The following is a 6,166-nucleotide window of genomic DNA, read 5'->3' on the forward strand; positions in this document are numbered from 1 at the left end:
AAGATCATCATTGAAGATTTAAATCTCATGGGGTAGGATTATCTTCTAACCACTGGTTTAAATCATCAATCACAGAAAAATCTAATAAAGCATCCCCTAAGGCTTCTACTTGGGGGAGAGAGAGACTATTGATTTGTGCTTCCATATTAAGATTGATGGCGTTGCCAAAACGGCGTTTGAGTAAACGCAATACTAGGCTTTTCTCTCCTTGCTTAATACCTTGCTCGATGCCTTTTGCCATCCAACTAGTTACTATTTCCATTACTTGTTCTTCCTCATGAGTTGTTAATGATTGTAATTGTCTTTGAAACTCATTTTCTTCCTGTTGATTTAATGTTAATGGAGTCTAGTTGAATATGTTATCAAGGGAAAATTTACTCTAGATTCCAGTTAATACCAATTATTTAGAGTAGAAGTAAAAGCCTCTAAATGGTTCGTAGATCCCTCTAATAAATTGCTGTAAACCCTTTGAATATCAAAATTATCGGTTTGCCCAATCTCTCCTTGTATATCAACTATATCAGTTTCTTCAATCAAAATACCTACCTTTAAAGCTTCTATGGGTGATTGACTCCCCTGAGTGACTAAATCATCATAAAGTTGCTGTAAATCGGAATTCTTAAATACACCCTGCTCATTATTTAGAGTTGGATCCTCAATATCATACCGTTCTAATAAGTTGGCGACCGAGTCTGTATGACGTTGTTCACTGGTAGCAATCTGGGAAAAAATCGGTAATTCCCATTTTTTATATAAAGTTAGATAGACATCGTGTGCTAACTTTTCTTCCTCCCGCATATACAGTAAGCCATTCTCCTCTAGCTCATTTACTGTAGCAGGAGAACTTAATGGGCTATTTCTTGTCATCCCTGTCAGTTGGTCTACTCTCATCCAATTCTCTTGTTTTTGAAATGAGTCTTTCATTTGTTTTCCTTTCATTTGTTTTTCCTCAATGAATACAATTCTAATTATAGCCTATGCGATGGCAATATTTTCATATAGTTATATGTGTGGCGCACAAAAATTAAGATCGCCATTCTCAGATCTTGCATCTTTACCTTAAAAACGAGCCCATTTGGGAATAGAGGGATTAGATTCTGGGTTTTGATTAAGTGGAGATTGATCAGTCTTTTCCTGAGAAGAGTTAGAAGGATTGGCCCAATCAGGAATACTGGTATTTTTTTCTTTTCCTGTGTTATTTGTTTTGACAAAATGAGCAAATACAGTTTTATGACTATCTAAAATAAGTTCTGTGGGGTTATTTGTACCAATTAATTCACTCTTAGCCGGGTCTAATCTCAGTGTCGCTATCATCCTTAAACATTCTAGCTTCACCTCATATCAAAGCACACAAGTGCAAAACTAAAGAAATTGGCCAACAGACGAGAATCAATTTTTAAGCGTTGAGCATTAATTCTTTAACTCATTACTTCAAAACTCAACCACGGCGATCGCTATCTACCATACCTTGTACTCTGTGTAAGTATACATTGAATAGGAGCAATGGATATCATTGAAGATTTAAATCTCATTATACTATTTATGCTACAGATTAAGCTAATTTAGAAATACAACTATAGTAATCAAAACGAACTTTTAAAACCTGCCCATTTGCGAAAATAGCGTTTAGTCTAAACTCCAGATGGGAAGGAAGCAGAGGAATTTTCGGCTTTATCTCCCCTGCTTTTGAAGCTCGCTTTAGGGTATACTTTGGAATAAGAACCAAATTTAAATTTTTAGCTTTTTCAAAAGCGGATTGTTGTAAACAGGCAAAACCTTGATCGGCCCAATTATCATACTACTATGTCAAGATCTCAAACAATTCAAACAATTATCGAAAAACGTGAGCCGCTAGTTGCTCGGATTACACAAGTTATTAGTAACTTATCACTTCTGAAAAATAACATAGATTCTGTTGATCATCGTCAAAGTCAACTCATTCAAGAAGTAAAAGAGGGAAAAATTGTTGACTACTTGAAGAGGGTTAATTTAGGAAATTTATCTGCTGCTATTAATCATCAAATTAATCAGTTAAATAAGCTAACAGAACGTTATAAACGAGAAACAATTAATATTGGTGTGATGGGATTAATGGGTCAAGGCAAAAGCCAATTTTTAAAAAGCATTAGTGGATTAAAAGATGATGTCCTTCCCGCTAAACCAGGTCAAGCTTGTACTGCGTGCAAAAGTACTATAGAGCATAAACTAGGCGAAACTTCTGCTGACGTTACTTTTCACACAACTGAGTCATTTTTGCAAAGTGTTATTATCCCCTATTATGAAGCTTTAAATCTACCTAATCCACCTAGCAGTCTTGAAGACTTTGAAAAACCGCTTCCTGTGCCGGATTTTTCAGGATCTGGAGATGCGACTTTAAAGACCATTTATGAACATTTAAAAAATGATTATCATGATAACTTTCACCAGTATAAAAAACATTTACAGAGTGGTTTACCTAAAGTTTTGTTAGGGGTTAATAAGAGCGAGATTGATAAATATGTCTCTCACCCAAGAGATGAGCGGGGAAATTTAATCTCTTTTGATCATTTAGCCGTAGACTCGGTTAAAATTTCTTGTCCTTTTCCCAATCAAGAAGCACAAAAGATCGCTTTAGTTGATGTCCCTGGTATAGGAGATACCAGATTAGGGGATGAACAGTTAATGTTAGAAACTTTGGGACAAGAAGTAGATATTGTTCTTTTTATTCGTCGGCCTGATGCGGATAATAAGCGTTATCAATGGGAGCCAAGAGACACTAATCTATATAAAACAGCTTATCAAGCTCTAGATTCTTTTGATGAGCGAGCTTTTATGGTTCTTAACTATGATACTACTAATCGAAAAGCTTGTGAGCATTATCAAAACACTATTCAAGCAAAGCACATTGATGTTGTAAGATGTGAAATAGTTAACTGTTATGAGCCTGATGAAGCGAATCACATTCTTGATATAGTCTTAGACTATATGATAGATAATATTACTTCTTTAGATGAAAAGTATGTTATTAGTTATCAAAAAGAGGTCGATAAACTTCAACAAAGAGTTGCACAAGAATTAGAAAAAGCTCGACAAGATTGGACGCAAAAAGACTCTGACAATAGTGGTACTGAATCTGGTAAATACTCTAGATTATTTAAGAAGCGTTGGAAACAGTTAAAGAAAGAACTTGAAAAGCTATTACGTAATTTAGATCAAGAAAGAAGACCAAATCAGAAAGGTAACGAAATAAGTGAAAAAACACAACTAAATCAGGAAGACGAAGAGAAAGACAAAGAAGACTTTAAACAGGTCGTGCTCTCAGTTTTTGAAGGATGTAAACAAGATACAGGTCTTCCTAATATTGACGAAATTTTAGACATGAAAATATACAAAGATGATTGGCAAAGCACTTATGCTAGATCCTTACATAATCTTCGTACACATTTAACCCGTAAATTTACTGGAATGGACAATGGGCTGAGCAAGAAGGTAGAAGAAGCAAAAGCTAAAGTGACCAAAATTTTAAAAGACTCTTTTCATTTAGAGAATATTTCTCAGTTAAAGAACCTTCAAGGGAATGACTTTTTAAAAAAGTTAGTAGACATCACCCCTGACGATCCAGACGTAACCATAATAAAACAATCGATTGAAACCTTCGCAAATTTCGAGTTGAATTATCGAACCCACATTCGTTCCGTAGTCAGACCTCACTTAGATAATCTTAATCCCGATAAGACTAATATGCCGCTAGAACAGAACACAGCTCAAGAAGTTCGGTTTAATTTAGAAATGGTTCATGGGGACGTTATTTTTAAATGTGAGGAACACTTAGCTGAAATATATTCTACACCTTATGACGAAATATACTGGGAAGTTGAGGAACTTGTTGATCAAGTTACCCGTTCCGAAGAGGCAGAAGAGGGCTGGAGAATCTTTTTAGAGGATTTCAAGTCCGATCTTTGGCCAGAAGCTTTTGGCAAGGATACTAACCGACAACAGTGGCTAGATTTAATTGAACAAGTTAGCCAAGCAAATCAACTTCATAAATTACAATTTGTTAGTTCTTTAACTTAAAACTTAGATTAAAAGAGGCTCAATTTTTATGAACGAATTTCAAATTACCATGCTAGGTGCGAGTGGTGTAGGAAAAACAACACTTTTACTAGCTATGTATGAAGAGTTTCACGGGATTGCTCAAAATATCGGATTTGATCTGATTGCTGATAAAGAAACTCAACCAATTCTTGATGAATACTTAGAACAGCTAAAGAGTTTACCAGCTCAAATGACAGCTTCTGAACGCGACAAGGGAGTAAAGGGAACGAGGGCACCAGCAGGACCTGATTCTTTACAAAAATATATTTTTGATTTAGTTGACAAAAACACTAAACTGAGACTCATTTTTCGAGATTATCCTGGAGGATATTTAACTTCAAAGGATAATACTGAAAAAGAATTTGTAAAAACGCTGATTCAAGATTCCTATGTGGTAATTATTACAATTGATACGCCAGCTATGTTAGAGCCAAAAAAAGAAAATTTTCAAAATCGTGGTGATTGGGATATAAATGAAGGAAAAAGTGGAAGATTCCACAAATCTAGGAATCAACCTGATGAAGTGACCGCTCTATTGAGAACAGCTCTTAATAATAGTAAAGAGCCTAAATTAGTTATTTTTGCACCTGTCAAATGTGAAACTTATGTACAAACGCCAGAATCTTGTAAAAAACTTATAGAGTATATAAAAACAGAATATAATTCTATATTAACTTTTTTAGAAGACCGTTCCCAAAAGATAGCAGTAATTACTTCTCCGGTTGAAACCGTTGGCTGCTTGCACTTTTGGAGATACGAAGTAGAAGATGGCAATAACCCTAGGTTTCTGTTTCGTAAAACAAGCATAAACGCTGAATATGAGCCCAAAAATGGAGATGAGTTACTCCGCTATATCTTAAGTTTTTTATTTAAGATTGCTAATGATAAACAGTTGGTTGAACGTTCTCCGGTGCTGCGAGGACTACGTAGAGTATTGGGTGGTGGTGAGACGCCCTTTGGTCAAGCTGTGAAAACATTTGCCCAAAGCCGTAAACAAAATGAGGAGGGTTTTGAGATTTTACAGGGTCACGCTTTACTCCATTTAAAAAACAGAAATAAGAGGTCGTAATGAATATCGACATTTATGTCCAAAGTCGAGGTTATTACCAACCGGAACAAGATTATCGCTGGCTAGAAGTTAGTCAAGAGGGTCATCTTAATCCTAAAATTCCACCATTATCTAAAGGCGCAATTAACTTAGTTTCAGAAAGTTCTCAATCTATTGTCTTAGAAAGATTACCTACTAAAAAATTATTGTTAATGATTACGGGAATTGAGCCTTATAAATCCCAAGAATACTTTGATAAGATAACAGATCAGACAAAAATTGAAAAGATTCCTCGTCAAGATTCTGAAACCCGGCAGATTACTGTGGATATAGCATGGGTAGCAGAAGATAATGAAAGAACTGATTTTTTCTTTCGTCAAATGATAGTTTTTGCACTGAAAGATGAAAATACAGAAGATTTTGTAGAACAAGTAGACAAAGCAGTGGTTTTTTTAAGAAATGTTGATAGTACACAATTAACAGAAACTCATGCTAATCAATATGGTTTTTACCCTAACTATGAGAATTTATATAAGTTGATTGTTCCAGAAAATTTTGATTTTGAAACAATTCCTCCTAGTCATTCGCCTAACTTAATAAGAAAAATAGGAAAGAATATACCTAAGCTGAGAAATGAATTAGCAGAAGAACTAAAACAATGTAATTTACCTCCTAGTAACGAGGTTTTGGTTATTGTTACCGGATTTAAAAAGAAAGAGACAATACAAAATACTCGTGTTTGGCGAGGTTTATCTGAATTAATTAGTAATGAAAACTGGGAAGAAAATGGGATGACAAAACAAGTTCCAATGAAATCGAGACTTGATTTCAATCAATTAAGTCCATTACCTCCGGGTTTATTCACAAATGTAATAAATAAATGGAAGAATTCTTTGAAGTCAATATTATCAAAACGCACTCAAAATTATGAGTCAACTCAAAAACAAAATTCTCAAAAGCAAAAGTAGCGAGTCACCCACCAATCTCACACCAAAGCATCTTTACCTAATGTTACTGGTTGTGGATGAATTATGAGTAATGAGT

Annotated in this window: 6 protein-coding genes; 3 read left to right on the forward strand and 3 right to left on the reverse strand. The window is 34.8% G+C overall.

The features are described from left to right. Positions 1–25 precede the first annotated feature (25 nt). The 3 genes from MW688_RS21370 to MW688_RS21380 form a co-directional block, all read right to left on the reverse strand. Positions 26–262, reverse strand: coding sequence for a DUF4351 domain-containing protein (locus MW688_RS21370; protein WP_486738036.1), 237 nt, complete (start codon positions 260–262; stop codon positions 26–28). Positions 263–390: 128 nt separating this feature from the next. Further along, a complete protein-coding gene (locus MW688_RS21375; RefSeq protein WP_486738037.1) occupies positions 391–924 on the reverse strand; it encodes a DUF2202 domain-containing protein in 534 nt (177 codons plus the stop codon). Positions 925–1,059: 135 nt separating this feature from the next. Beyond that, a complete protein-coding gene (locus MW688_RS21380) occupies positions 1,060–1,314 on the reverse strand; it encodes a hypothetical protein (RefSeq protein ID WP_486738038.1) in 255 nt (84 codons plus the stop codon). A gap of 489 nt (positions 1,315–1,803) precedes the next feature. Between MW688_RS21380 and MW688_RS21385 the strand changes: the two genes are divergently transcribed. From MW688_RS21385 to MW688_RS21395, 3 genes are read left to right on the forward strand one after another with little or no spacing between them, the layout of a single operon-like run. Next, positions 1,804–4,053 (forward strand): dynamin family protein, encoded by a 2,250-nt coding sequence (locus tag MW688_RS21385; protein WP_486738039.1) that lies wholly within the window; start codon positions 1,804–1,806, stop codon positions 4,051–4,053. A 28-nt stretch (positions 4,054–4,081) separates the two neighbouring features. Next, entirely contained in the window at positions 4,082–5,143 is a 1,062-nt protein-coding gene (locus MW688_RS21390; RefSeq protein WP_486738040.1) for a hypothetical protein, read from the forward strand. Then, the gene (locus MW688_RS21395) at positions 5,143–6,090 is read left to right on the forward strand and encodes a hypothetical protein (RefSeq protein WP_486738041.1); all 948 of its coding nucleotides are present in this window, start codon (positions 5,143–5,145) and stop codon (positions 6,088–6,090) included. Before MW688_RS21390 ends, MW688_RS21395 begins: the two co-directional genes overlap by 1 nt. Positions 6,091–6,166: the final 76 nt, after the last annotated feature.

This window comes from Johannesbaptistia floridana (assembly GCF_057440575.1).